Origin of the sequence: Bradyrhizobium embrapense (assembly GCF_001189235.2) — a bacterium.
GTDB classification, from domain to species: Bacteria; Pseudomonadota; Alphaproteobacteria; order Rhizobiales; family Xanthobacteraceae; genus Bradyrhizobium; species Bradyrhizobium embrapense.
The window spans coordinates 124,745-147,880 of the sequence record NZ_LFIP02000004.1 but is presented as its reverse complement, the minus strand read 5'-3'; the positions used below and the strand labels follow the sequence as shown (position 1 = coordinate 147,880).

The window sequence follows — 23,136 nt, the reverse complement described above, 5'->3', positions numbered from 1 at the left end:
CCGCTGTCATTGCGAGCGGAGCGAAGCAATCCAATCGTCCGCATCGGAAGCATGGATTGCTTCGTCGCAATAGCTCCTCGCAATGACGTCTGCGGGGATTTCGTTCGTCAGACGAACGGCAGCTCGATCTTGCTGCGCTTTTCCAGCCATTCCGGGACCGGCAGATTCTTCGACCGCATGAAGGCCGGGTTGAACAGCTTGGACTGATAGCGGTTGCCGGAGTCGCAGAGAATGGTGACGATGGTCTTGCCGGGGCCGAGCTGCTTGGCGAGCTGGATCGCGCCCGCGATGTTGACGCCGGTCGAGCCGCCGAGGCACAGGCCTTCGTGCTCCAGCAGCTCGTAGATGATGGTCACGGCTTCCTCGTCGGAGACCAGGAACGCATCGTCGACGTTCGCGGTCTCGATCACCGGTGTCTTGCGTCCGAGGCCGATGCCTTCGGTGATCGAGTCGCCCGGCGTCGATTTGACCTGGCCGTTCTTGAACAGCTCGTACATCGCAAAACCGTGCGGATCGGCGCAAGCGGTGACGATGTCCTTGTTCTTTTCCTTCAAGTAGCGGCTGATGCCGGCGAGCGTGCCGCCGGTGCCGACCGAGCAGATGAAGGCATCCACCTTGCCGCTGGTCTGCTGCCAGATCTCCGGTCCGGTCGAGTCGTAATGCGCCTTGGGATTGTCGAGGTTGTTCCACTGGTCGGCGAACAGCACGCCGTTCGGCTCGGTCTTGCGCAGCTGCTCGGCGAGGCGCTTGCCGAGATGCTGATAGTTGTTCGGATTGGAGTAGGGCAGTGCCGGCGCTTCGACCAGCTCGGCCCCGCACAGCCGCAGCATGTCCTTCTTTTCCTGGCTCTGCGTCTCCGGAATGACGATCAGGGTGCGGTAGCCCCGCGCACTCGCCACGACCGCGAGCCCGATGCCGGTATTGCCCGCAGTCGATTCGACCACCAGCCCGCCGGGCTTCAGGTCGCCGCGCTTTTCGGCCTCCAGGATCATCCCCTTGCCGGCGCGATCCTTGACCGATTGGCCGGGATTCATGAATTCGGCCTTGCCGAGGATGGTGCACCCGGTCAGTTCGGACGCGCGTTTCAGCTTGATGAGGGGGGTGTTGCCAATCGCTTCAATGACGTCTTTGTTGAATGCCATGTCGGGGTAATCTTTTGCCGGTCCGTGTTTTGCTCTGGCCGGAAACTAGTGTGCCGATGGCAAAAGGGGAAGGCTTTTGCAGTGCGGCGAAATTCGCGTGGGGCTCTGCGTTAGCCAGTTGACCGTGCGGGGATGACACAGCCGGAAAGATCGTTTTGAAAATGCGCTGCGATCCGGCCAAATCCCACTGCAAATCGGCGCGCTGCGTCAGATTCGCCCGGCACGGTTCGGTCGAGACGGTCGTTCGATCTTGTACAGCCCCACATTGAGAGCGCCGATTTCAAAGCCGAGCCGGCAATAGGCCAGATAATACTCCCACATCCGCTTGAAACGGACATCGAAGCCGAGGGCTTCGATCGATGGCCAGGCGTTGACGAACCGGTCGCGCCAATCGGCCAGCGTGCGCGCATAGCTGGCAGCGAAGAACTCGGTCGAAACCAGCCGAAGTCCGGAACTGTCGACCAGTCGTTCGACGATCTCGACCGTCGGCAACATTCCGCCCGGAAATACGTATCGCTGGATGAATTCCGGCCGCCTGCGATAGTTCTCGAAGCGACGTTCGTCGATCGTGATCACCTGCAGCACCGCGATGCCGCCGATATCGAGCCGCTGTCGCAGATTGTCGAAAAACAGCGGCCAGTACGCCTCGCCGACCGCCTCCAGCATCTCGATCGAGACGACGCGATCATAGGTGCCCTTGGTGTCGCGATAGTCCTCGAGCCGCAGATTGGCCCTGTCGGCGAGACCCTGTTCGGCGAGCTGCTCGCATGCGTAGCCAAGCTGTTCGGTCGACAGTGTCAGGCCCGTGACGTGACAGACATTCCGTTCGACAAGACGCTGTGCCAGCGCGCCCCAGCCGCAACCGATCTCGAGAACCCTCTCGCCGCCGCTGAGATCGAGCAGCTCGGCGACCCGATCGAGCTTGTTCTGCTGGGCCTGCGCGAGCGTCTGGTGTGGCGAGGTGAAGATCGCCGATGAATAGGTCATGCTCGGGTCGAGCCAGAGGCGGTAGAAATCATTACCGAGATCGTAATGGGCGCGAATGTTGCGCCGGCTGCCGCGCCTGGTATTGCGATTGAGCAGGGCGTGACGAAGCCGATTCAGAGGCTGCGGCGGCTTCAGCCGTTCGAACGATGGGGCGTATGCCGAACGCGGTGCAGCTGCGCTCAGGAACGAGTATATGTCGGGCGTGGACCATTCACCGGCAAGGAAGCCTTCGGCAAAACCCAGATCGCCGCCGATCAGCAGCCGAAGCAAGCATTTCCAATCATGGATCCTGATATGCGCTTGCTCTTCGCTACGCATCCCGGAGATCGCGACGCCGCGTCCGCTCGGGGTCTGGATCAGGATTTCGCCGCAATCGATACGGCGAAACAGCCGCCGCAGCAGCGTCCCGACAGTCGCTCGCAGCACCGGCGGCCATTCGACGGGATGCGGGCAGGGGACGGTCTGCGGGTGGTCAGAGTGCATGCGAGTCAATCCGGTGCTGGGGCGATGGGGGCACAGTCGTGATCGCGTGAGGGGAGGATTGCGGGCGCCCGTGTAACCGCAAGCCCTTCAACCAGAGCCGCAACGCTTCCCAATGAATCGCAAGGATCACCTTGATCGTAACCAGGGGAATGGCGGCGAAACTGGACAACAGCGCTTGGTCGCTGAGCTCGTGGCGTGACGCCGTCAGGCATGCGCCGAGCACCGTCTCTCCGCCCGAGCTTGCGCTGATGCCGAGCCCAAAATGCTCGTCCGGTTGGTTCAGCCGAAAGTGATAGGACAGGTCCATGCTCATGAAGGGGGACACGTAGAAGGCCTTGCCGCAGTCATGCCGGATGGTGCCAGTATCGGCCGCGACCGAGGCCACATAGGCGTGGCGTTCGCCGAACGTGTTGTGAACCTCATAGATGACCGCGGCGAGCTGGCCGTCGTGCCGGTGGCAGAAATAGAGGCTGAGCGGATTGAAGTCGTAGCCGAGGGTTCGAGGCATGCAGAAGAGCTGGATCGGTCCTCCGGCGATATCGATCCCTGCCTGCATCAGGCAGCGTTCGGCCTGCAGGCGCAGTGGCGTCGCGCTGCCGTCGCCATGATCGGCATCGTGAAATGCAAAAAGGTTGAATCTGTTGCAGGAGAACAGCCGCAAACGGGAAGCGAGCAGGTGCATCTCGTCGAGATCGAGCAGCAGCCAGAATGCACGATAGCGGAAGCGGTGCGTGGTGGGCCGCAGCCGCCGATGCATGATGTTGCCACGATAGAGGCAGGAGCGAAGCGTCATGGCTGCAGCTCCGGTTCGGGCAACGACCTCGCGCTTGCGGCGAGCGCGATGCGTCCGGATTCGTCCGGCACGGTCCACGGCCGCCGCACGCCTCCAAGCTGCTCGGCTACGGCAAGCCCTGATTGCAGCCCGTCTTCGTGGAAGCCGGCACCAAAATGCGCGCCGCAGAACCAGGTGTTCTTCCGGCCTTGCAGCGACCAGAGCCCTTGCTGTGCGGCGATCGCGGCGGCATCGAAAATCGGATGCTCGTACACCTCCGTGTGATGCAGCGTGTCGCTGTGTGGCGGATGCGCCGGATTGAGCGTGACGAAGAGCGGCAGATGCTGGGGAATGCCCTGGAGCCGGTTCATCCAATAGGTGACGCCGACCGCCGTGGCGGCCTTATCGCGCGAGCCGACATAATTCCAGCTCGACCAGGCCGGTCTACGTCGGGGCATGAATCTGGGATCGGAGTGGAGCACCGCAAGATTGCGGCTATAGCGGAACGCGCCGAGCAATTCGGCCTCATCGGGCGTCGGGTCGTCGATCGCCGATAATGCCTGATTTGCGTGTGTTGCGAGCACGACGTGATCGTACGGCTGCGTTTCCCCGCGGACATCCGTGACCATGACGCGGCCGGACGATCGGCGTATCCCGACCACGCCGCAGTCGAGCCTGATCCGGTCCGCGAACGGTTGGACCAGCCCCTGTACGTAGACCCGGCTGCCGCCGATCACGGTTTCCCATGGCGGCCGTCCCGTCAATTGGAGCAGCCCGTGATTGTGGTGGAAGCGAATGAACGTTGCCGCCGGAAAGGCGAGAATTTCATCCGGAGGCGCCGACCAGATGGCGCTCGCCATCGGCAGCAGGTGGTCGTCGCGGAAAGCTGAGCCATAACCCCCTTGCATGAGATAATCGCCGAGGCTGATCCTCTCGTCGCTCAGCCGAGCGGCGTCGCGTGTCGCGCGATCATAGAATCGGACGAGGTCGCGCAGCATCGACCAGAAACGCGGGCGCAGGAGGTTGCCTGGCTGCGCCAGCAGACCCGAGAGGCCGGTCCCGGAATATTCGAGATTGCCGCGGTCGAGCGAGACCGATAGCGACATCTCCGACGCTTGCGTGGGGATGTCGAGATGCCGGAACAGCGCAGCGAGATTAGGGTAGGTCTTCCGGTTGAAAACGATGAAGCCGGTATCCACGGCAACGCGCTCGTGACCGACGGTCGCCATCACAGTGTTGGAGTGCCCGCCGATCCGATCGGACTTCTCGTAGACGGTCACATCGTGCCGCTGGCTGAGCAGCCAGGCAGCCGAAAGGCCGGAAATGCCGGTTCCGATCACGGCTATGTTCAATCTGCCGTCGCTGCTCAACAACAATCCCTCGGCGGTACGATGGGCCGGCCGATCGCGCAGTCGGCGTCATGGAACGAAACGACGAATGTTGCCGGTTGGATCACCGGCAGTGATCCAACCGCAGCCGGGTGACGTTCCTGATGCATGCAAGCCGCCGCTCGACATCTTTCCGGGGTCATCGGTCTGGTCAGGCCCGGCGCGATCCGGTACTGCGGTCGCAGAGCCGTCAGTGATGGGGAGTGCCCGCGGGGCATGCTGAGTGAAACTCCCGACAATGAGACGTCGGATGCCGCCAGATGGGCCCGGCTGATCGAAGCCGTTGCTGTCCGCAGGGATCGCGAAGCCTTCGCGGCGTTGTTTCGGCATTTTGCGCCGCGCATCAAGACGTTCATGAAGCGCTCCGGTGCAAGCGAGCAGCTTGCCGACGAACTGGCTCAGGAGGCCTTGTTCGCCGTGTGGTCGAAGGCAAGCCTGTTCGATCCTGGCAGCGCGGGTGCCGCAGCCTGGATATTCACGATCGCGCGAAACTTGCGCATCGACGCGCTCCGTCGTCAGAAACGTACCCCAACGAGCGATACGTCCGAGACGGAACTCGAGTTTCAGCGGGATGAGGGGCCGTTGCCCGACGCCGGGGTGGCGGCATCTGAAATCGAGGCGCGGGTCCGCGATGCGCTGTCTGCGCTGCCGGATGAGCAGATGCGGGTGATCGAGCTATCTTTCTTTCACGAAACCGCCCATGCGGAGATCGCAAAGATGCTCGATATTCCGCTCGGCACCGTCAAATCACGCTTGCGGCTGGCGATGGCCCGGCTGCGCAGCTTGCTGGATGACTTCTCATGACCGTCCATCATCATCCGCCGGACGAGCTGTTGGCGATGTTCGCAGCTGGCACGCTCGACCTCGGCCAGCATATTGGCGTTGCCACCCATCTGGTCGGCTGTCCGAAGTGCCGTGCAGTGGTACGCGCGATGGAGCATGTCGGCGGCGCGATGCTGACCGGATTGCCGCCGACCGCGATGTCGGACGGAGCGCTCGAGGCGATGGAGCGCAGGCTGGACGAGACCTCGCGGACCTCCATCCCGGAGCGGCGCCGGGGACCGGCATTCCGCGACGTACCGGGTTTGCCAGACTTTCTGAACAGCTATCCCGATAGTCCGTGGAGGTGGATCGCACCAAAGGTGCATTTGCGGCCGATCCGCTTGCCCGAGCCGAGTGCGACACGCGTCTTTCTCCTGAAATCCAGCCCGGGAACGAGGATGATCGAACATACCCACACCGGGCTTGAAATGACCTGCGTGCTGTCAGGGAGTTTCGTCCACGCCGGCGGCCATTTCGGGCCCGGAGACTTCGACTTTGGCGACGGGTCGGTGGATCATGACGTCAGGATCAACTCGACGGAAGACTGCATCTGCCTGGTCGCAATGCAGGGAGATTTGAAGCTCAACGGAATGATCGGCCGTTTGTTGCAGCCGTTGATCCGCATGTGACGGCCGCTCCTGGGAGATGCTCCATGAGCCTGCTCCAGCCGATGTCTCAACTCGCAATCATGGCCCTTGCGCTGTCTGCGATCATGGCGACCGCCTGGCAGATCCAGCGACGGACCGGCGCTACCGGATGGATCGATGTCTGCTGGACATTCGGCACCGGCTTGGTTGCTTGCATAGCCAGCCTAGTTCCGGTCCCGGAAGGCGGCGTGCCGAGCGCGCGGCAGTTCATGGTCGCGCTGCTGGCTGCGATCTGGTCGCTGCGGCTCGGCAGTCATCTTCTGTCGCGGACCTGGAAAGCCGGCGATGATCCGCGCTATCGCGACCTGATCGATCAATGGGGCGACACGGCCGAGCGGCGGATGTTCCTCCAACTCCAGGCTCAGGCGGCGGTTGGGCTCATCCTGGCGATCTGCGTTGCGCTCGCGGCGCATAACCCGCGACCCGCACTCGGAGTTGCGGACTTGCTCGGTGCGGCGCTGCTGCTGACTGGCCTGATCGGGGAAGCATTATCCGACGCGCAGCTCAGCAAGTTCCGCTCGGATCCTGCCAATCGACAGCGGATTTGCGAGGCTGGATTATGGAAGTGGTCGCGCCATCCGAACTATTTCTTCGAATGGCTCTGCTGGCTGGCGTATCCATTGATCGCGATCGACGCCTCGTATCCGCTCGGCTGGATCACGCTGCTGGCGCCGGCCTGCATGTATTGGGTCCTGGTCCATGTGTCCGGCGTGCCGCCGCTCGAACAGCACATGCTGCGCTCGCGCGGCCCGCAATTCCGTGACCTTCAGGCGCGGACCCGGCCGTTCTTTCCATTTCCGAAGCTGACTTCAGGCAGCTAGCCTTGCCGTAATGAGGCAAGCGGCGGTGGCGGACATGGCGCCAAGCAGCGTTCCCCAGGTCAAATCGAGCAGTGTGAGCTGGAAGGTCCAGTTCCGCACAGTCGCCTGGTTGGTCAAATCATACGTCATGTAGCTGAAGAAGCCGAAGAGCGCGCCGCTGAGCGCTGCCTGGACCAGGCTTTCGGACCTTATGGCCGGGAGCACCGCGAACACCACGAGCCCGATCGGGTAGATCAGATAGAAGGCGATCGCCGGAGGCAGGTTGATCTCCGTCGACAAGATGTCGCCGAGTGTCGGGCGATACAATCGGCTCGCCATCGTCCCAAGCCAGGCCATGTCGCAGAGCAAAAATACGATGAGTGTCGACAGGTAGGCGTAGAGATAGGTCATGTCGGGGCCCGAAGGTTGAACGCCACCGTGTCGCAAGGCGCAGCTCTCAATGAGGTAACGACAGATCGCGGCGCCTGGATCATCCAGGCGCCGGTCGGGGACAGCAAGCTGCGGATTCGGTGCAACAGGGCGAAGAAATCCCATGAAATCTTTGTTAGAATCCGAGCGCTCGGTACCTGCTTCCGGTGCGAGGAAACCCTGCAAAAATAGGGAAAAGTCGCCCGTCCGGGTGGTGGCGAATCGCAGTGGATGCGACGTCGGGCTGCCGTGACAGGGCTGTCCGCCCTATCGTCCCAAGGATAGGATGGGACAGTCAGGTTCCATTGGAAGATTCACCCCGTGCACGTCACCCAGACCACTGTTGATCGCGTCATTCGTACGCCACGGGCGAGGTCTGGCTTCGGCGGAGAACGGGTGTGACCCAGCCTGCGTCCGTGATGGTGCCCGGAGGCCGCTTCGGCCTCGCCGTCCGCATGCGACGGCTCGCAGGACGCTCACTCGTCGCGCTCGGCCTCGTCGTGGGTTCGGCCGGCTGCATCCTGACCCAGGACATCCCCGATCCCGCGCTTGACGTGCCGCAGGGCTACAAGGCGGCGCAGATTGGCCGGCCGGGCGACGCGGTTCCGACGCTCGATTGGTGGCGGGGCTTCCGCTCCAGGGAGCTGACGCAGCTGATGGAGGAGGCGCAGACCGTCAACCTCGACATCGCCGCGGCCGTGGCGCGCTTCCGCCAGGCCGACGCACTGGCGCGGCAGGCCGGCGCGGCGCTGCTGCCGACCCTCAATCTCAACGGCTCGGAGACCTATTCACGGACCTCGGGCTCCAGCGCCAGCGGCCTGACCAATGGCGGGCGCGAGGTGGTGAACTACAGTGCCTCGCTGAGCGCCAGCTACCAGCTCGATTTCTGGGGCCAGAACCGCGATGCCGCGCAGGCGGCGGAGGAGACCGCCGTCGCCAACCGGTTCGACCGCGAGGTGGTGGCGCTGACCACGCTGACCAGCGTCGCCAACGCCTATTTCACGGTGCTTGCCACCCAGGACCGGATCCGCACCGCACAGCGCAATATCGCGAGTGCCGAGCGCATCCTCAACGCGATCAAGGACCGCTTTAAGGCTGGCACCGGCTCCGATCTCGACGTCGCGCAGCAGGAAAGCGTGCTCGCCAACCAGCGCGCGCTGGTGCCGCCGCTGCGGCAAACGCTCGACCAGAACATCAACGCTCTCGCGGTGCTGGTGTCGCGTCCGCCCGAGAGCGTGCGTGTCGCCGGCGGTTCGCTGAATTCAGTTACGATCCCGCGTGTCACGCCGGGCCTGCCGTCCGAATTGCTGACCCAACGTCCCGATATCCGCCGGCAGGAGGCGCAGCTTGCATCCGCGACCGCCAATGTCGGCAGCGCGCGCGCGCAGTTCTTCCCGAGCATTCAGCTGACGGGGACGGGCGGCTACCAGAGCCAGGCGCTGGTCTCGCTGTTCCAGCCGCATGCGGCCTTCTTCAACCTGGTCGGCAGCATGACCCAGCCGATCTTCGACGGCGGACGGATTCTCGGCAATTTCGAGAACGCGAAGGCTAGGCAGGACGAGCTGCTGCAGACCTACCGAAAGACGGTCGTGCAGTCCTTCACCGATGTCGACAACGCGCTGGTCGCGATCCGTGAGACCACGCGGCGGCTGCAGCTGCAGCGCGACGTGCTGTCGTCGTCGCGGCGCGCCTTCGACCTGGCCGAGCAGCAGCTCAAGGCCGGCACCGCCGACATCGTAACTGTGCTAAACACGCAGCTGACCCTGTTCCAGGCGGAAGACGCTTATTCGCAGGCCCAGCTGGCCCGGCTATTGGCGATCGTGAGCCTGTATCAGGCCTTGGGGGGCGGCTGGGAACCGAAGATGGAAAGACCGGTCGATGCTCTTTAAGCCCGACTCGACGGACGACGAGAAAAGCACTGCACCGCGCAAGCGGAGCCTGATCTCGCGCCTGCTCGGACGCATGGTGTCGCTGCTGATCACGCTCGTGATCCTCGGTGGGCTCGGCTATCTCGGCTGGCTCGCTCTCCAGCCAAAGCAAAATGGCGGCGGCGGGCGCGGCGCGGGTGCGCGGCCCGACCTGCCGGTGCCGGTGCTTGCGGCCACGCCGCAGGTGCAGGACGTGCCGGTCTATCTCGACGGCGTCGGCTCCGTGAAGGCGCTCAACACCGTCACCGTGCGCTCGCAGGTGGATGGCAAGCTGCTCAAGGTGAACTTCGTCGAGGGCCAGGACGTCAAGAAGGACGACGTGCTGGGCGAGATCGATCCTGCGATCTATCAGGCGCAATATGATCAGGCGGTGGCCACGAAAGCCAAGGACGAGGCGCTGCTCGCCAATCAGAAGATCGACCTCGCTCGCTATGAGCAGCTGGCGGCCAGCAATGCCGGCTCCAAGCAGCAGGCCGACACGCAACGTGCGCTGGTCGCGCAGCAGGAGGCCATCATCAAGGCCGACCAGGCCCAGATCGACAATGCGCGCACCACGCTCGGCTACACCAAGATCGTCGCGCCGATCGCCGGACGGGCAGGCCTGCGCCAGGTCGACCAGGGCAACATCATCCACGCCTCCGACACCACCGGGCTCGTGATTCTGACCCAGTTGCAGCCGATCGCGGTGTGGTTCAGCCTGCCGCAACAGCAGATCATGCGGGTCAACGCCGCGGCAGCAAAGGGCCAGCTCGCGGTCGATGTGTTCGGCAATGACGGCGTCACCGTAATCGATACCGGCAAGCTGACCGGCATCGACAACCAGGTCGATCCGACCACTGGCACACTGAAGCTGAAGGCCGAACTGCCGAATGCCAACTACCAGCTCTGGCCTGGCCAGTTCGTCAATGTGCGCCTCAAGGTTGAGACCTTGCCGCAGGCGATCGTGGTGCCGACGTCGGCCGTGCAGCGCGGTCCGGCCGGGACCTTCAGCTATGTGATCGGCGCGGACAATACCGTCACCGCCAAGCCGGTCACGGTCACACAGCAGAACGAGCATGAAGCCGTCATCGCGAACGGCCTGACCACGTCGGATCGGGTCGTGACGACCGGCTTTGCCAATCTCGCCGACGGCTCCAAAGTCGTCGTCGGCAAGGACGACGGGCCGCCGGCGGCCGATCTGGCGCCGCGCAAGCGCAGCCGCGCTCCCGACGGCAAGCGCGGGGCGCAACGCGACGGTCAGAGCAAGGACCAGACCAAGGATCAGAGCAAGGAAGCCAAGCAAGACGGGCAGGGCGGCGAGCATCGCGGCCGGCACGAGCACAGCGATAGCGATCAGAAGGGGCGGACCGAACCGGCGCCTACGCCGGCGGCAGGGGCAGGGGGCGAAGCGTCGGGCGGCGCGCCGAAGGCGCGGCCATGACCGACATCCTGACCTCGTAATGTCCGACCCAACAGCGAGCACGCAACCATGAGCGTCTCAGAACCGTTCATCCGCCGGCCGATCGCTACCTCGCTGCTCGGCATCGCCCTGATGATCGGCGGCGCGCTGGGCTATTGGGCGTTGCCGGTCTCGGCACTGCCGCAGGTCGATTTCCCAACCGTGCAGGTGTCGACGCAACTGCCGGGCGCGAGCCCCGACGTGGTGGCCTCGCTGATCACGGCGCCGCTGGAGCGGCAACTCGGCCAGATCCCGTCGCTGTCGTCGATGAATTCGACTAGCTCCTTCGGCGTCAGCCAGATCTCGCTGCAGTTCGACCTCAACCGCGACATCGACGGCGCGACCCAGGATGTCCAGGCGGCGATCAATGCCGCGGCGGGCATTCTGCCGAAGACACTGCCGTACCCACCCCTCTACGCCAAGGTGAACCCGGCGGACGCGCCGGTCATGACCTTGGCGCTGACCTCGGACACGATCTCGCTGCGGGCGATGAGCGATCTCGCCGATACCATCCTCGGGCAACGCCTGAGCCAGATTTCCGGCGTCGGCCGGGTCTCGATCCTCGGCGGCTTGAAGCCCGCGGTGCGGGTGCAGGCCGACCTGGCGCGGCTTGCGGCCTATGGCATCGCGATGGAGGACCTGCGTAACGCGATTGCGGGTGCCAACGTGTCGGGGCCGAAGGGTTCGCTCGACGGCGCCCAGCAATCTTATACCATCGCTGCCAACGACCAGATTGCCGCCGCCGACGCGTACCGGCCGATCATCATCGCCTATCGCAACGGCTCGCCGGTCACGATCGGCGACGTTGCGCAGATCGTCGACGGGCTCGAGAACGACCGCACCGGCGGCTGGTACCAGGGCACGCCGGCCGTCATCATCGATATCCAGCGCCAGCCCGGCGCCAACGTCATCGATGTCGTCAAGCAGATCCGTGACGAAATCCCGCGGCTGCAGCGGGCAGTCCCGGCCGGCGTCAAACTGACCGTGGTCTCGGACCGCACCGTGACGATCCGCGCCTCGGTCCACGACGTGCAGTTCACGCTGATCCTGAGTGTGGTGCTGGTGACGCTGGTGGTGCTGTTGTTCCTGCGATCGCTGCGTGCGACCCTGATCGCCGGCGTTGCGTTGCCGCTGTCGCTGATCACGAGCTTCGGCATCATGTATTTCGCCGGCTTCAGCCTCGACAATCTGTCGCTGATGGCGCTGACTATCGGAACCGGCTTCGTGGTCGACGACGCCATCGTGATGATCGAGAACATCGTCCGCCACATGGAGGACGGCGAGACCGTCATGGAGGCCTCGCTGAAGGGCGCCAGTGAGATCGGCTTTACGGTGATCTCGCTGACGGTGTCGCTGATCGCGGTGTTCATTCCGCTGTTGTTCATGTCCGGCCTGGTCGGCCGCATGTTCCGCGAATTCGCGCTGACCTTGACGATTGCGGTCGTGACCTCAGCGGTCGTCTCGCTGACGCTGACGCCGATGATGTGCTCGCGGCTGCTGAAGAACATCCACGAGGAGATGGCGGTCCCGGGTCTTGCCGCGGTCAGCCGCTTCATCGACCGCATGGTCGAGTTCTACCATCGCACGCTGCTTTGGGTGCTGCAGCGCCAGCGCGCGACGCTGCTGGTGACGTTCGCGACCATCGCGCTGACGCTCATCATGTATGTGCTGGCGCCGAAGGGTTTTCTGCCGCTGCAGGACACGTCCTCGATCACGGCGGTGACCGAGGCCGGCCCCGACGTCTCGTTTGCCGAGATGCAGCGGCGGCAGAGCGCGGTCTCCGACATCATCAAGGCCGATCCGGATGTCGTCGGCGTGGTCTCGGTGATCGGCGCCGGCTCGGTCAATCCGACCACCAATGTCGGCCGCCTGGTGATGACGCTGAAGCCGCTCGACCAACGGCGCGACGGCGTCGCCAAGGTGATCGAGCGGCTCAAGCAGAAGATCGCGACGGTCCCCGGTATGACCGTCTACTTCCAGCCGGTGCAGGACGTGCAGATCTCGACCCAGTCGAGCCGCTCGCAATACCAATACACGCTGACCGCGACCGATGCCGCCGAGGTCTCGCAATGGTCGCAGAAGCTGGTCGCCGAGATGCGGCGCGAGCCCATCTTCCGCGATGTTTCCTCAGAAGCGCAGGCGGGAGGTTTGCGCGCGGCGCTCGACGTCAACCGGCAGCGTGCCGGCCAGCTCGGCGTCAGTCTGCAGGGCGTCACCGACACGTTGAACGACGCCTTCGCCCAGCGGCAGATCTCGACGATCTACGGCCAGGCCAACCAGTATCGCGTGGTGCTCGAGGCGATGCCGATGTATCAGCGCGACCCCTCGATCCTCGACAAGCTCTATCTGCCGGGCGCCAACGGCGCACAGGTGCCGCTGTCCGCGGTGGCGACGCTGGTCCGCACCACGGCGCCGCTCGCGATCTCGCACCAGGCGCAATTCCCGTCGGTTTCGCTCAGCTTCAACCTGGCGCCGGGCGAGGCGTTGGGCGACGCCGTCGAGGCGGTCAAGGCGATCGAAACGCGGATCGGAATGCCCGGCAGCATCGTCGGCATCTATTCCGGCGATGCTGCCGAATTCGCGCGCTCGCTGGCCGGACAGCCGTGGCTGATCCTGGCGGCGATCATCACGATCTACATCGTGCTCGGCGTGCTCTACGAGAGCTACATCCATCCGATCACCATTCTGTCGACGCTGCCCTCGGCCGGCGTCGGCGCCATCCTGGCCTTGATGCTGTGCGGGCAGGACCTCTCGGTGATCGGCCTGATCGGCATCATCCTGTTGATGGGCATCGTCAAGAAGAACGCGATCATGATGATCGACTTCGCGCTGGAGGCCGAGCGGCACCAGGGCATGTCGTCCTATGACGCCATCGTGCAGGCCTGCCTGCTGCGGTTCCGGCCGATCATGATGACGACGCTGGCGGCGCTGTTCGGCGCGCTGCCGCTCGCGATCGAAAGTGGCACCGGCGCCGAGCTGCGCTTCCCGCTCGGCATCTCGATCATCGGCGGCCTGCTGCTGAGTCAGCTGCTCACGCTCTACACCACGCCGGTGATCTATCTCGCGCTCGACCGGCTCAACCGCCGGATCGAGCGAGCCGTGCCGCAGGCGGGCCGCAGCGGCCCGCCGATCGCCGGCGCCACCGAGGGCATGCAGTGATCTCGATCTCCGAGCCCTTCATCCGCCGGCCGGTGGGCACCACCTTGCTGGCGATCGGGCTGTTCCTGGTCGGGATCGTCGCCTACGAGTTCTTGCCGGTGTCGTCGGTGCCGAATGTCGACTTCCCGACCATCCGGGTCTCGGCGTCACGGCCCGGTGCCGATCCCTCGGTGATGGCCGCGACCGTCGCCGCGCCGCTGGAGCGCAAGCTCGGCACCATTTCGGGCGTCGACCAGATCACCTCGACGAGCTCGCTCGGCACCACCAGCATCCAGGTGCAGTTCTCGATCGGCCGCGACATCGACCGCGCCGCGCGCGACGTGCAGGCCGCGATCAACGCCTCGCTCGCGGACTTGCCGAGCGACCTGCCGTCGCTACCCAAGTTCCGCAAGTCCAATCCGGCCGCGGCGCCGGTGTTCGTGCTGGCGTTGACCTCGAAGACGATCTCGACCAGCGCGATGTACGACGTTGCCGACACCGTGCTGGCGCAGCGGATCTCGCAGGTGCCGGGGGTCGGCGAGGTGACGGTCAGCGGCGCCGACCAGCCGGCGGTGCGGATCGCGCTCAATCCGGTGTCGCTGGCTAACGCCGGGATCGCAACCGACGACGTCCGTCTAGCGATTATCAATGCCAATCCGCTGGGCCCGGTCGGCATCTTCAACGGCGACCGGCTGAGCGAGACGCTTTCGATCAACAAGCAGATGCGCACCGCGGCCGAGTTCCGCGACATCATCATCAAGAGCTCGAACGGCAATTTCGTCCGCCTCTCGGACGTTGCGGAGGTCGAGGACTCGGTCCGCAACTCGCGCTCGATCGCCTGGTTCAACAAGCAGCCGGCGGTGCTGATCCAGATCACCAAGCAGGGCGACGCCAACGTCATCGATACCGTCGACGGCGTGCGCAGGATGCTGCCGGAACTGAAGCAGTGGATTCCGGCCGGCGTCGAGATCTCGACCCTGGTCGATCGTACCGGAACGATCCGCGCCAGCGTCCAGGACATGCAGTTCACGCTGCTGGCGACCGCCGGACTTGTGATGGTCGTGGTGTTCGTGTTCCTGCGCCGGATCGTGCCGACGATCGCCGCCGGCGTCTCGGTGCCGCTGGCGCTGGCCGGAACCTGCGCTGGGATGTGGCTCGCCGGCTTCTCGATTGACAATCTGTCGCTGATGGCGCTCGCGATCTCGGTCGGCTTCGTGGTCGACGACGCCATCGTGATGATCGAGAACATGTACCGCAATCTCGAGCAGGGCATGGCGCCGTATCCGGCCGCGGTCGAAGGCGCCAAGCAGATCGGCTTCACGGTGCTGTCGATCTCGCTGTCGCTGATCGCGGCCTTCACGCCGCTGATCTTCATGGACGGCATCGTCGGCCGCCTGCTGCGCGAGTTCTCGTTGACGCTGACGTTTGCGATCATCGTGTCGACCCTGGTGTCGGTGACGATCACCCCGATGATTTGCGCGCACTACATCAAGGAGGCGACCTCGGATCGCGCCACCTGGTACGATCGCGTCCTCGAGGGCACGCTATCGCGGGTCGTGGCGTTCTATGCGTCGACCCTGCGGATCGTGCTCGGCTATCCGTTCCTGACACTTGTGGTGTTCTTTGCCACCGTCGCGCTCACGGTGACGCTCTACATCAAGACGCCGAAGGGCTATTTCCCGACCGACGACAGCGGCTTCGTGATCGGCGCGACCCGGGCCTCGGCGGATATCTCGTTCCAGTCGATGCTCCAGCTTCAGCAGCGGCTCGCCGATATCGTGATGGCAGACCCCGCGGTCGCCGGCATCGGCTCCTCGGTCGGCTCCGGCGGCGGCCCGGGCGGCGCCACCTCCAACCGCGGCACCATGTTCATCAGCCTGAAGTCCCCGGAGGAGCGGGGAGGCCTGTCGACCGCGCAGGTGATCGACCGGTTGCGCCGCAACCTGTTCATGGTGCCGGGCATCCGCCTGTTCATGTTCGCTGCCCAGGACATCCGCACCGGCGGCCGGCAGAGCGATTCCGACTACCAGTACACGCTCGCCTCGACCGATCTCGACCTGTTGCAGAAATGGGCGCCGCTCGTCGCCAAGCGCATGGAGACGGTGGAGGGCATCACTGATGTCTCCGCCGACCGCGATCCCGGCGGCCTGCAGCTCAACCTCGTGATCGACCGCAAGATCGCCTCCAGCCTCGGCGTCCGGGTCCAGGACATCGACAACGCGCTCAACAACGCGTTCTCGCAGCGCCAGATCTCGTACATCTACACCCAGCGCAACCAGTACGTGGTGGTGCTCGAGATCGACCCGAAATTCCAGAGCGACCCGTCGAACCTCGAGCGCATCTACGTCGCGGGCGCCAACGACGTGCAGGTGCCGCTGTCGGCGCTCGTGCACTACCAGCGCGGTCTGTCGGCGCTGGCGGTGTTTCACTCCGGCGGCTTCCCCTCGACCACAGTGTCGTTCAACCTGCTGCCGGACGTACCGCTGGAGGTCGCCACCACGAACATCCAGCAGGCAGTGAACGAGCTGCACATGCCCGAGGGCATCCGCGGCAGCTTCGACGGCAACGCCGGCGACTTCAACAAGACCAGCGGGCGGCAGCCGCTGCTGATCCTCGGCGCGCTGATCGCGATGTATATCGTGCTGGGGGTGCTCTACGAGAGCCTGGCGCATCCGATCACGATCATCTCGACACTGCCGTCGGCCGGCCTCGGCGCCTTGCTGGCGCTGCAGGTGACCGACACGCCGCTGACGGTCATCGCCTTCGTCGGCATCATCCTCTTGATCGGCATCGTCAAGAAGAACGGCATCATGATGGTCGACTTCGCGCTCGAGGCCGAGCGGCATCAGGGGCTGTCGTCGCGCGATGCGATCTTCGAGGCCTGCCGGGCGCGTTTCCGCCCGATCCTGATGACGACCATGGCTGCGCTGTTCGCCGGCATTCCGCTGGTCATCGCGACCGGCCCGGGCACCGAGCTGCGCCGGCCGCTCGGCATCACCATCATCGGCGGCCTGTTCGTGTCGCAGATCCTGACGCTCTACACCACGCCGGTGATCTATCTGCTGATCGACCGGCTGCGCCGGCGCCGCGAGCCTTCAGGCGTGCACGCGCCGGCGGAATAGGTTGGATTGAACGGCTCCGCACGCGTATAGCGAAGCGATGGCCGAACCGACCGAAACAAAGACCGACCTCGTCAGCGAGATCCCAGAGTGCCCGCATTGCGGCAAGCCGATGCCGTTGTGCATCTGCGACAGCGTCACGCCGGTCAAAAGCCGGATCCAGCTGCTGATCCTGATCCATCCGCAGGAGCAGGACAGGGCGCTCGGCACCGCGCGGCTGCTGGCACGGCATTTCGAGAACGCCGTGGTGCGGATCGGGCTGTCCTGGCCGAGCCTTGCCAAGGCACTCGGCCGGCCGGTGCCAGATCCGTCGCGCTGGGCGGTGCTCTATCTCGGCTCGGCCAAGGTCGAGGATCTCGAAACCGACGCCGAGATCGTCGCGATCAACCGCAAGGGTGAGTTGGAGCCGCACCAGCGCGCCATCCTCTCCGACATCGAGGGCATCGTGCTGCTTGACGGCACCTGGAGCCAGGCCAAGGCGCTGTGGTGGCGCAATGCCTGGATGCTGAAGTGCCAGCGGGTGATTCTCGGACCGAAGCAGCCCTCGCGCTACGGCAAGCTGCGCCGGGAACCCCGGCGCGACGGCCTGTCCACCATCGAGGCGGCCGCGATCCTGCTGGCCGGGCTGGAAAAGCGGCCGGACATCGCCACAACGTTAACTGATAGTTTCGAGCGGATGCTGGCGAAATTCCGCGAAGTGCAGGCCAAAATGCTGGAATTGGCGCCAAAACCGAAGAAGCGGGACTTCCGGAGGCGCCGGCGTTAGCTGCGCGATTGGTTGCCTATCGAAGAGAGGGCGTATATGAAGTGCGCCGCAAGGGGCCACGTGGCGGAGTGGTTACGCAACGGTCTGCAAAACCGTGTACACCAGTTCAATTCTGGTCGTGGCCTCCACTCATCTCATCAATAGCTTGCAGCCAATACGTGAGAAACCGCATTAGCTCGCGGCGTACCAGCCTTCAGGAAACGGAATCAGCGGCCACGGCGCCTGGTTGTCATTGGCGGCGCGCGGCGGCGGCTGAATGCGGGGTGAGGGCTGGGCCACGAAATCCTCCTGAGCAATAGGCGCGATCGCCGTACGCACGGCGTCCAGCAACAGATCAAATTCGACTTCACTCATCGCGCTCTCCGAGGTTCGAGAGCGCCATGGTCGCAAAACTGTCTTCGGTCCGGATTGAGCGATTCGTTCGAATTTTATGAAAAGAACGATGGCGCCCGCTTTGGTTAATAGATCGCTATTCTCCTCGAGAACCTAGGTCGGCACGGCCGCACCTCGTGTGAGGCAAATCACAACGCGAAAAACTCTTTCCGGAATTCCGGGCAGTATTCATAGGGGGCAAATATCGCGGGAATTTTAGAGAGGCGTGACAGCGCAAGCGTCGGTCCGCCGGTGCCATCCTGGTCATGCCCATCCTGCGAGGTCGCCCGGCAGCATCGTCTTGAATTGCGTCAGCACCTGCCGCGCTTTCCGTGGCGGCAGCGTGATCGCGTGACGCACGGCGGCCGCGATCAGCGTCATCGTCAGCCCCGAGAAGGTGGCGAGGGTGGCGGACGGCATGTTGGGCGCAACCCGCCTGACCGCGTCGGACAACAGGCCGGAGAGCACGGCCATATCGTCTGCATCGAGCTTTTGCAGGGCGCGGTCGGCCTGCGTCGCCTGCCAGATATCGCGCATGACAGGCTCGCGCATGAACATCTCGTAGTAACTGTCGACGATCCGGCATAGCGCCGGGTGCAGGTCGCGCGCGGACGAGACCGCGGCCAGATCGCGCCTGACGCAATCGCGGCCGACGGCGTTATGTCGTTCAGCCAGCGTGCCGATGATCGCGGCCTTGTCGGGGAAGTATTGATAGAGCGAGCCGAATGCGACGCCGCTGCGCTCGACGATGTCGCTCATGCGGAAGGCCTCGCTGCCTTTCTCCGTCATGATCTCGGTCGCGCAGGTGAGGATGCGCTCGAACCGCTCGCGGCTGCGCTGTTGCGTCGGAGCAAGCCGCGCCAACCTGGGCAGGGGGGCTTTCACCCCGGGCGCGGCCCCAGCCGCCGCCTCGGGCGCGGCGCTTTCCGCTGCCCCGGGCCGGGCCTTTCGTCTCGCCATCGTTCTCCTCCGCAGCCGGGGTTGACGTTTCAAATATGAGAGTTTATCGCATTTTACAAATGCGAGTATCTCTCGCTTTTCGAGGAGGGGCGATGCGCAATATCCTGACCTCGGGGTTGCTGTGGTTCTCCGCGCTGGGCTGCGGCCTGCTTGCCGGCGTCTATTTCGCGTTCTCGGCGTTCGTCATGACCGCGCTCGGCCGCATCGATCAGGCGGCCGGCATCTCGGCGATGAACGCGATCGATGTCCACATCGTCCGCTCGCTGTTCATGCCGGTCTTCCTCGGCACCACGCTGTCTTGCGCCGGGCTGGTCGTGCTCGGCGGGCTGCGATGGCAGGAGCCGGGCGCGCTTGCGATGATCTGCGGCGGCATCGTCTATGTCGTCGGGATGTTCGTCGTCACGGCCGTCTTCAACGTGCCGCTGAACGATCAGCTTGCGGCCACAGATCCCGCGAGCACCGCGGCCGCCCGGGTCTGGGCGCGCTATCTGACGGACTGGACCTTCTGGAACCACGTGCGGACCATCGCCTCGCTTGCGGCGACGGCGCTGTTCATTGTCGCCATCGCCGCGCGATCGCGCTTCTGAACGAAAATGCTTCGCAGTTTGTGCACGATCTGTACTCGCGCAGCACGATCGCTAAGGAGGTGACGCCGCACGCCGATGTGCGGCTGACTGCCTGGAGATTTTCAATGAAGTCTATGCCGGCACTGCCTGTATTGCGTACGACCCCGGTACCAAGACCACCTCGTTCGTCCCGGAATTGACGTCAGAGGCTGGGCGGGGGCCGCGGAAGAATCGGCGGCGCGGCGAAATGGCGGCGTCGGCGGTGTTTCCGGACGCCCGCAGCGCCGGTAGCGGGACAGCCGGGACAGGCCTGCATCGCCTTGGAACGCCGGCAAAGCCTTGTACCGCAGGGGTTTACCGTCCCCCGCTAAAGTTTCGCCGGAGACCCATTTGGTTCTTTGCAAGGCCGAAAGGCTTTGTTATACGCTGCCCGCTCGCGAACGCTTTGTTCGCCTATTCCTCGGTAGCTCAGCGGTAGAGCATTCGACTGTTAATCGAATGGTCGCTGGTTCGAATCCAGCCCGGGGAGCCAGTTCTGGCTCCATCATCACCTATCACAAGCCTGTGGCCCGTAACGGGCAGACAAAAGTCGTCGTCAAATCGACTCAATAACCGCGGACACTTTGTTGCGCCGGGTCTTGAGAGGTGATTCTGATGGCCATTAACCTGATCGACCTGTCGATGCCACAGCCGACGCTTGTTCCGAGCGATGCTCCCGACATCAGCGACGATGAGTGTGTCCGCCGGCTCGCAAGGGCCGTCGAGGAGCACGATTCCGAGCATCTCGATGAAGTGGCCCGCCTGATCGGCCGGCTTGCAGTCACGATCGAATAGAACGCGTTGCGAGCGCATCTTGCACCCCAACGCCATGTTGCGTTTTGGCGGAGCTTGTTCCAAAAGATGGCCCTGTTCTAGCTTCTCCAGCGGCAATGCCGCGACTTGCAGGGTCCCGCCAATGACCGGTTTTTCGACTGCGCGCCAGTACATGGTGGATGGCCAAGTGCGTCCGAGCGACGTGACCGATGATCGTATTCTCGAAGCCATGCTGACGGTGCCGCGCGAGGTGTTCGTGCCGGCCAGCAAGCAGGCGCTGGCCTATCTGGACCTCGATCTCGACGTCACCGAGGGCGGCGCGGACAGGCGCTGCCTGATCAAGCCGGCGCTGCTCGCCAAGATGCTGCAAGCCGCCGAGATCAAGGCGACCGACCGCGTCCTGCTCGTCGGCTGCGCGACCGGCTACGCAGCCGCCATCGTGGCCCGCTTTGCCGCAGAGGTCAGCGCTACCGAGAGCGATCCGGCCCTTGCCGGCAAGGCCTCGGCCGTGTTCGTCCAGCTCGGCATCCAGAACGTGACCGTCAAGACCGCAGCCGCTGCCGACGGTGATGCCGCCGGCGCGCCATATGACGTCATCGTCCTCAACGGCGCGACCGAGATTATCCCGACCGGACTGTTCGGCCAGCTCCAGGAGGGGGGCCGGTTGGTCGGGGTATTCGGCCTGACGCCACCGCCGCGCGCGACCATCGTGACCCGCTCCCACGGGGATTTCGGACATCGCGAGCTGTTCGACGCCACCGCCCCCGTGCTGCCCGGGCTCGAGCGGGTTCCGGCCTTCGTCTTCTGACCGCCACCGCGCTGCACCGCCTGATAAAATCCCGTTCCGAATCAGAAGTGTGGCCCGTTTGCCCCATGTGAAGAGTTTCCGCCGTGTTCCGTTGCGGGGTAGTTCCGTTGCCCTTAGCTGCGGACTAAGGTGAGGCGGGACTCACTTCGTCTGAAGCGACCGCCGGAACTGACTTGCGTGTGGAGACGGCGACTACAATGATTGGATTACCGGGGATGCGTGGGGTGAAGGCTATCACCGCGGCTGCGACTGCCGTCCTTCTGTTGGCAGAGATGGGCCCCGTGCCCGCGCTCGCCGATACTATCGAGGCCGCGCTGGTGCGGTCCTACCAGAATAACCCCCAGCTCAATGCGCAGCGCGCGCTGGTGAGGGCGACCGACGAAAACGTTCCCCAGGCGCTCTCGGGCTATCGTCCGCGGGCCGCACTAACCGTAAGTGGCGGATATCAGTACTCCGACCAGCAGCCGACGGGCATCAAGGATTCGATCCACGGCACCCAAACTCCGGCCAGCGCGGGTCTGACGGTGAACCAGTCGCTGTACAATGCGCAGACCCCGCATAAGGTGCGCGCGGCCGAAAGCCAGGTGTCGTCGGCACGCGAAGGTCTGCGCGTGCTCGAACAGACCGTAATCCTGAACGCCGCCACGATCTATATGGACTATCTCCGCGATGCGGCGATCGTCGAGGTTCAGCGCAGCAACACGCGCGTACTGGAGCAGACGCTGAAGCAGACCCAGGACCGCTTCAATGTCGGTGAGGTCACCCGGACCGACGTCGCGCAATCCGAAGCGCAGCTTGCTGCCGGCCGCACCCAGCAGCTCACCGCGGAATCGAACCTGACGACGACGCGGTCGAATTTCCGCCGCATCATCGGCAACGAGCCGCAGAATCTCGCGCCCGGCTCGCCGGTCGATCGCTTCTTGCCGACGACGCTTGCGGCCGCGGTCGAGCTCAGCCTGACCCAGAATCCGAACGTCACGTCCGCGATGTACGGTGTCGACGTCAACTTCCTGCAGACCAAGGTTGCCGAAGGCGCGCTGCTGCCGACGGTCGGGTTGCAGGCGTCGGTGACCGAAGGCTACCAGCAACAATTGTCGGTGAACCGCCTGTTCAATGCGGGAGCCCAAGTTCAGGTGTCGGTGCCGATCTATCAGGGCGGCGCTGAGTATTCGCTGATCCGGCAGTCGAAGGAATCGCTGGCGCAGCAGCGTCTGGTGCTGGAACAGACCAGGGATCAGGCACGCGCCAATGTCGTCACCGCATGGGGCCAGCTGGTCGCCGGCAAGTCGCAGGTCGCGTCGGCGCAGGCGCAGGTGACCGCGTCCGAAATCGCGCTGAACGGCGTGCGCGAAGAGGCCAAGGCCGGTCAGCGCACCACGCTCGACGTGCTGAATGCGCAGCAGGCGCTCGTCAACGCGCGCAACGCGCTAGTGACCGCGCAGCACGACCGTGTTGTTGCGTCGTATAATGTGCTGGCAGCCGTTGGCCGGCTGTCACCGCAGGTGATGGGTCTTTCGACCAACGTCTATGATCCCACCGTGCATTATCAGCAGGTGCGCGACAACTGGGCCGGCGTACGCACGCCCGACGGTCGCTAAACACTTCACGTCATCGTCGCCTGTCGCGCCATGTTTGTGGTTCTGAGCTAATCAGGACCACAGACTGGCGCGTTTGCTTGCAATCGATAAATGGCCTGACATACCGTTTTATCGGGCAGCAAGGCGATTCGCGGCGAGCCGGCATGGCGTGATGACAGGT

Annotated in this window: 19 protein-coding genes and 2 tRNA genes; 14 read left to right on the top strand and 7 right to left on the bottom strand. The window is 64.3% G+C overall.

Annotated elements, in window-relative coordinates; translation table 11 throughout:
- Window positions 1-107: 107 nt before the first annotated feature.
- From AKN83_RS19530 to AKN83_RS19515, 4 genes are all read right to left on the bottom strand, one after another.
- Window positions 108-1,142 (bottom strand): cysteine synthase A, encoded by a 1,035-nt coding sequence (locus tag AKN83_RS19530; RefSeq protein WP_050405710.1) that lies wholly within the window; start codon window positions 1,140-1,142, stop codon window positions 108-110.
- Between the two features lie 207 nt (window positions 1,143-1,349).
- Window positions 1,350-2,612, bottom strand: a complete 1,263-nt coding sequence (locus tag AKN83_RS19525; RefSeq protein WP_083992139.1) for an SAM-dependent methyltransferase — start codon at window positions 2,610-2,612, stop codon at window positions 1,350-1,352.
- Complete coding sequence (locus tag AKN83_RS19520) at window positions 2,602-3,405, bottom strand: DUF1365 domain-containing protein (RefSeq protein ID WP_050405711.1); 804 nt, start codon at window positions 3,403-3,405, stop codon at window positions 2,602-2,604. Before AKN83_RS19520 ends, AKN83_RS19525 begins: the two co-directional genes overlap by 11 nt.
- Entirely contained in the window at window positions 3,402-4,736 is a 1,335-nt protein-coding gene (locus AKN83_RS19515) for an NAD(P)/FAD-dependent oxidoreductase (RefSeq protein WP_206600795.1), read from the bottom strand. The genes AKN83_RS19520 and AKN83_RS19515 overlap by 4 nt, the downstream gene beginning before the upstream one ends.
- Window positions 4,737-4,880: 144 nt before the next feature.
- Here AKN83_RS19515 and AKN83_RS19510 point away from each other — a divergent pair, with 144 nt between their 5' ends.
- The 3 genes from AKN83_RS19510 to AKN83_RS19500 are packed head-to-tail and all read left to right on the top strand — an operon-like array spanning window position 4,881 to window position 7,062.
- On the top strand, window positions 4,881-5,576 hold the full coding sequence (locus tag AKN83_RS19510; RefSeq protein WP_244522028.1) for a sigma-70 family RNA polymerase sigma factor: 696 nt from the start codon (window positions 4,881-4,883) through the stop codon (window positions 5,574-5,576).
- A complete protein-coding gene (locus AKN83_RS19505) occupies window positions 5,573-6,223 on the top strand; it encodes a ChrR family anti-sigma-E factor (RefSeq protein ID WP_050405713.1) in 651 nt (216 codons plus the stop codon). The genes AKN83_RS19510 and AKN83_RS19505 overlap by 4 nt, the downstream gene beginning before the upstream one ends.
- 23 nt (window positions 6,224-6,246) lie before the next feature.
- On the top strand, window positions 6,247-7,062 hold the full coding sequence (locus AKN83_RS19500) for a DUF1295 domain-containing protein (RefSeq protein ID WP_050405714.1): 816 nt from the start codon (window positions 6,247-6,249) through the stop codon (window positions 7,060-7,062).
- On the opposite strand, the gene AKN83_RS19495 is transcribed toward AKN83_RS19500, so the two are convergent.
- A complete protein-coding gene (locus AKN83_RS19495; RefSeq protein ID WP_050405715.1) occupies window positions 7,051-7,452 on the bottom strand; it encodes a DUF2177 family protein in 402 nt (133 codons plus the stop codon). The genes AKN83_RS19500 and AKN83_RS19495 overlap by 12 nt on opposite strands.
- A gap of 437 nt (window positions 7,453-7,889) precedes the next feature.
- Between AKN83_RS19495 and AKN83_RS19490 the strand changes: the two genes are divergently transcribed.
- From AKN83_RS19490 to AKN83_RS19465, 6 genes are all read left to right on the top strand, one after another.
- Window positions 7,890-9,359 carry an efflux transporter outer membrane subunit gene (locus AKN83_RS19490; RefSeq protein WP_063695431.1) on the top strand — a complete coding sequence of 490 codons (1,470 nt, stop codon included), beginning with the start codon at window positions 7,890-7,892 and terminating at the stop codon, window positions 9,357-9,359.
- Window positions 9,349-10,818, top strand: a complete 1,470-nt coding sequence (locus AKN83_RS19485) for an efflux RND transporter periplasmic adaptor subunit (protein WP_050405716.1) — start codon at window positions 9,349-9,351, stop codon at window positions 10,816-10,818. The genes AKN83_RS19490 and AKN83_RS19485 overlap by 11 nt, the downstream gene beginning before the upstream one ends.
- 48 nt (window positions 10,819-10,866) lie before the next feature.
- A complete protein-coding gene (locus tag AKN83_RS19480; protein ID WP_063695430.1) occupies window positions 10,867-13,995 on the top strand; it encodes an efflux RND transporter permease subunit in 3,129 nt (1,042 codons plus the stop codon).
- The gene (locus tag AKN83_RS19475; protein ID WP_050404543.1) at window positions 13,992-17,096 is read left to right on the top strand and encodes an efflux RND transporter permease subunit; all 3,105 of its coding nucleotides are present in this window, start codon (window positions 13,992-13,994) and stop codon (window positions 17,094-17,096) included. Before AKN83_RS19480 ends, AKN83_RS19475 begins: the two co-directional genes overlap by 4 nt.
- Window positions 17,097-17,133: 37 nt before the next feature.
- Window positions 17,134-17,859: a tRNA-uridine aminocarboxypropyltransferase gene (locus tag AKN83_RS19470; RefSeq protein WP_050404542.1), complete on the top strand. Its 726-nt coding sequence runs from the start codon at window positions 17,134-17,136 to the stop codon at window positions 17,857-17,859.
- 54 nt (window positions 17,860-17,913) lie between these two features.
- A tRNA-Cys gene (locus AKN83_RS19465) sits at window positions 17,914-17,987 on the top strand.
- A 43-nt stretch (window positions 17,988-18,030) separates the two neighbouring features.
- Here AKN83_RS19465 and AKN83_RS19460 read toward each other — a convergent pair.
- Together AKN83_RS19460 and AKN83_RS19455 are read right to left on the bottom strand one after the other, a co-directional pair.
- Window positions 18,031-18,213 (bottom strand): hypothetical protein, encoded by a 183-nt coding sequence (locus tag AKN83_RS19460; protein WP_024584196.1) that lies wholly within the window; start codon window positions 18,211-18,213, stop codon window positions 18,031-18,033.
- Window positions 18,214-18,495: 282 nt separating this feature from the next.
- Window positions 18,496-19,191, bottom strand: coding sequence for a TetR/AcrR family transcriptional regulator (locus AKN83_RS19455; protein ID WP_063695429.1), 696 nt, complete (start codon window positions 19,189-19,191; stop codon window positions 18,496-18,498).
- A gap of 92 nt (window positions 19,192-19,283) precedes the next feature.
- On the opposite strand from AKN83_RS19455, the gene AKN83_RS19450 reads away from it, so the two are divergent.
- The 5 genes from AKN83_RS19450 (at window position 19,284) to AKN83_RS19430 (ending at window position 22,976) form a co-directional block, all read left to right on the top strand.
- Window positions 19,284-19,778 (top strand): anthrone oxygenase family protein, encoded by a 495-nt coding sequence (locus AKN83_RS19450; RefSeq protein WP_050404541.1) that lies wholly within the window; start codon window positions 19,284-19,286, stop codon window positions 19,776-19,778.
- 436 nt (window positions 19,779-20,214) lie between these two features.
- Window positions 20,215-20,289: transfer RNA gene (locus AKN83_RS19445), tRNA-Asn, on the top strand.
- A gap of 122 nt (window positions 20,290-20,411) precedes the next feature.
- Window positions 20,412-20,591, top strand: coding sequence for a hypothetical protein (locus tag AKN83_RS19440; protein WP_050404540.1), 180 nt, complete (start codon window positions 20,412-20,414; stop codon window positions 20,589-20,591).
- A 121-nt stretch (window positions 20,592-20,712) separates the two neighbouring features.
- The gene (locus AKN83_RS19435; RefSeq protein WP_050404539.1) at window positions 20,713-21,378 is read left to right on the top strand and encodes a protein-L-isoaspartate O-methyltransferase family protein; all 666 of its coding nucleotides are present in this window, start codon (window positions 20,713-20,715) and stop codon (window positions 21,376-21,378) included.
- 215 nt (window positions 21,379-21,593) lie between these two features.
- On the top strand, window positions 21,594-22,976 hold the full coding sequence (locus AKN83_RS19430; protein WP_050404538.1) for a TolC family outer membrane protein: 1,383 nt from the start codon (window positions 21,594-21,596) through the stop codon (window positions 22,974-22,976).
- The last annotated feature ends 160 nt before the right edge of the window (window positions 22,977-23,136 follow it).

Bases quoted from the DNA above. Each gene is read 5' to 3' on its own strand.
- AKN83_RS19530 (WP_050405710.1), bottom strand. From the start codon at position 1,142: ATGGCATTCAACAAAGACGTCATTGAAGCGATTGGCAACACCCCCCTC.
- AKN83_RS19525 (WP_083992139.1), bottom strand. From the start codon at position 2,612: ATGCACTCTGACCACCCGCAGACCGTCCCCTGCCCGCATCCCGTCGAA.
- AKN83_RS19520 (WP_050405711.1), bottom strand. From the start codon at position 3,405: ATGACGCTTCGCTCCTGCCTCTATCGTGGCAACATCATGCATCGGCGG.
- AKN83_RS19510 (WP_244522028.1), top strand. From the start codon at position 4,881: ATGCAAGCCGCCGCTCGACATCTTTCCGGGGTCATCGGTCTGGTCAGG.
- AKN83_RS19505 (WP_050405713.1), top strand. From the start codon at position 5,573: ATGACCGTCCATCATCATCCGCCGGACGAGCTGTTGGCGATGTTCGCA.
- AKN83_RS19500 (WP_050405714.1), top strand. From the start codon at position 6,247: ATGAGCCTGCTCCAGCCGATGTCTCAACTCGCAATCATGGCCCTTGCG.
- AKN83_RS19495 (WP_050405715.1), bottom strand. From the start codon at position 7,452: ATGACCTATCTCTACGCCTACCTGTCGACACTCATCGTATTTTTGCTC.
- AKN83_RS19490 (WP_063695431.1), top strand. From the start codon at position 7,890: ATGGTGCCCGGAGGCCGCTTCGGCCTCGCCGTCCGCATGCGACGGCTC.
- AKN83_RS19485 (WP_050405716.1), top strand. From the start codon at position 9,349: ATGCTCTTTAAGCCCGACTCGACGGACGACGAGAAAAGCACTGCACCG.
- AKN83_RS19480 (WP_063695430.1), top strand. From the start codon at position 10,867: ATGAGCGTCTCAGAACCGTTCATCCGCCGGCCGATCGCTACCTCGCTG.
- AKN83_RS19470 (WP_050404542.1), top strand. From the start codon at position 17,134: ATGGCCGAACCGACCGAAACAAAGACCGACCTCGTCAGCGAGATCCCA.
- AKN83_RS19460 (WP_024584196.1), bottom strand. From the start codon at position 18,213: ATGAGTGAAGTCGAATTTGATCTGTTGCTGGACGCCGTGCGTACGGCG.
- AKN83_RS19455 (WP_063695429.1), bottom strand. From the start codon at position 19,191: ATGGCGAGACGAAAGGCCCGGCCCGGGGCAGCGGAAAGCGCCGCGCCC.
- AKN83_RS19450 (WP_050404541.1), top strand. From the start codon at position 19,284: ATGCGCAATATCCTGACCTCGGGGTTGCTGTGGTTCTCCGCGCTGGGC.
- AKN83_RS19440 (WP_050404540.1), top strand. From the start codon at position 20,412: ATGGCCATTAACCTGATCGACCTGTCGATGCCACAGCCGACGCTTGTT.
- AKN83_RS19435 (WP_050404539.1), top strand. From the start codon at position 20,713: ATGACCGGTTTTTCGACTGCGCGCCAGTACATGGTGGATGGCCAAGTG.
- AKN83_RS19430 (WP_050404538.1), top strand. From the start codon at position 21,594: ATGCGTGGGGTGAAGGCTATCACCGCGGCTGCGACTGCCGTCCTTCTG.